The 1,611-nt window shown below is 68.8% G+C and carries 1 protein-coding gene; it reads right to left on the bottom strand.

What is annotated here, in order from left to right:
• The coding region (locus ABZ281_RS48665; protein WP_356665189.1) for a sodium-translocating pyrophosphatase at window positions 1–1,611 on the bottom strand (1,611 nt) is incomplete at both ends.

Here is a 1,611-nt window from a genome sequence, read left to right as displayed (position 1 = left end):
ATCACGAGGAACGCGAGGACGGCGACCAGAATCCGCACCCCGATGCTCTTGTCCGGGCCGTAAGAGAACTTGATCACCGCGGGCGCGATGAGCAGCGACACCAGGTTCATGACCTTCAGCAGCGGGTTGATCGCGGGCCCCGCCGTGTCCTTGAAGGGGTCGCCGACCGTGTCTCCGATCACGGTCGCCGCGTGCGCCTCGCCGCCCTTGCCGCCGTGGTGGCCGTCCTCGACGAGTTTCTTGGCGTTGTCCCAGGCGCCACCGGAGTTGGCGAGGAACACCGCCATCAGCGTGCCCGCGCCAATTGCGCCCGCCAGGAACGCGCCGAGCGCTCCGACGCCCAGCGTGAACCCGATGAAGATGGGCGCCATGACGGCCAGCAGACCGGGCGTGGCGAGCTCGCGCAGGGCGTCCTTGGTGCAGATGTCGACGACCTTGCCGTACTCCGGTTTCTCGCTGTAGTCCATGATCCCGGGCTTCTCACGGAACTGCCGCCGCACCTCGTAGACCACGGAACCCGCCGATCGTGACACGGCGTTGATCGCCAGCCCCGAGAAGAGGAAGACGACCGCCGCTCCGGCGATGAGACCCACGAGGTTGTTGGGCTGCGAGATGTCCATCATCAGGCTCATCGGGGCGCCCTCCCCGCTGAGTTTCTCGCCCACGTCCCGCGCGCCGGTGAAGATCGCGTCGCGGTACGACCCGAACAGCGCCGCCGCCGCGAGCACGGCCGTGGCGATCGCGATGCCCTTGGTGATCGCCTTGGTGGTGTTGCCGACGGCGTCCAGGTTGGTGAGCACCTGCGCGCCCGCGCCCTCGACGTCGCCGGACATCTCCGCGATGCCCTGCGCGTTGTCGCAGACGGGCCCGAAGGTGTCCATCGCGACGATCACTCCGACCGTGGTGAGCAGGCCGGTGCCGGCCAGCGCCACCGCGAACAGCGCCAGCATGATCGACGTGCCGCCGAGCAGGAACGCCCCGTACACACCGAGACCGATCAACAGGGCGGTGTAGACGGCGGATTCCAGACCCACGGAGATACCGGCGAGGACGACGGTGGCCGGGCCGGTGAGCGAGCTCTTGCCGATGTCCCGCACAGGCCTGCGGGTGGTCTCGGTGAAGTAGCCGGTCAGTTGCTGGATCACGGCGGCGAGCAGGATGCCGATCGCCACCGCGACGAGCGCAAGAACCCGTGGGTCGCCGTCCTTGCCCAGGATCGCGGCGTCGGTTACCCCGTCGAGCTCGGAGTACTTGCCCGGCAGGTAGACGAAGACGGCCACCGCCACCAGCACCAGCGAGATCACCGCGGAGATGAAGAACCCGCGGTTGATGGCGCTCATGCCGCTGCGGTCGGCGCGCCGGGGCGCCACCGCGAAGATGCCGATCATGGCGGTGATCACCCCGATCGCCGGCACGAGCAGCGGGAAGCCGAGTCCGGCGTCGCCGAAGGCCGCCGAGCCGAGGATCAGCGCGGCGACCAAGGTCACGGCGTACGACTCGAAGAGGTCGGCCGCCATGCCCGCGCAGTCGCCGACGTTGTCGCCCACATTGTCGGCGATGGTCGCGGCATTGCGCGGGTCGTCCTCCGGAATGCCCTGTTCGACCTTGCCG

Source organism: Streptomyces sp. NPDC006265, assembly GCF_040613555.1.
Classification (GTDB): Bacteria; Actinomycetota; Actinomycetes; order Streptomycetales; family Streptomycetaceae; genus Streptomyces.
This window is presented reverse-complemented; position numbering and strand designations above follow the sequence as displayed.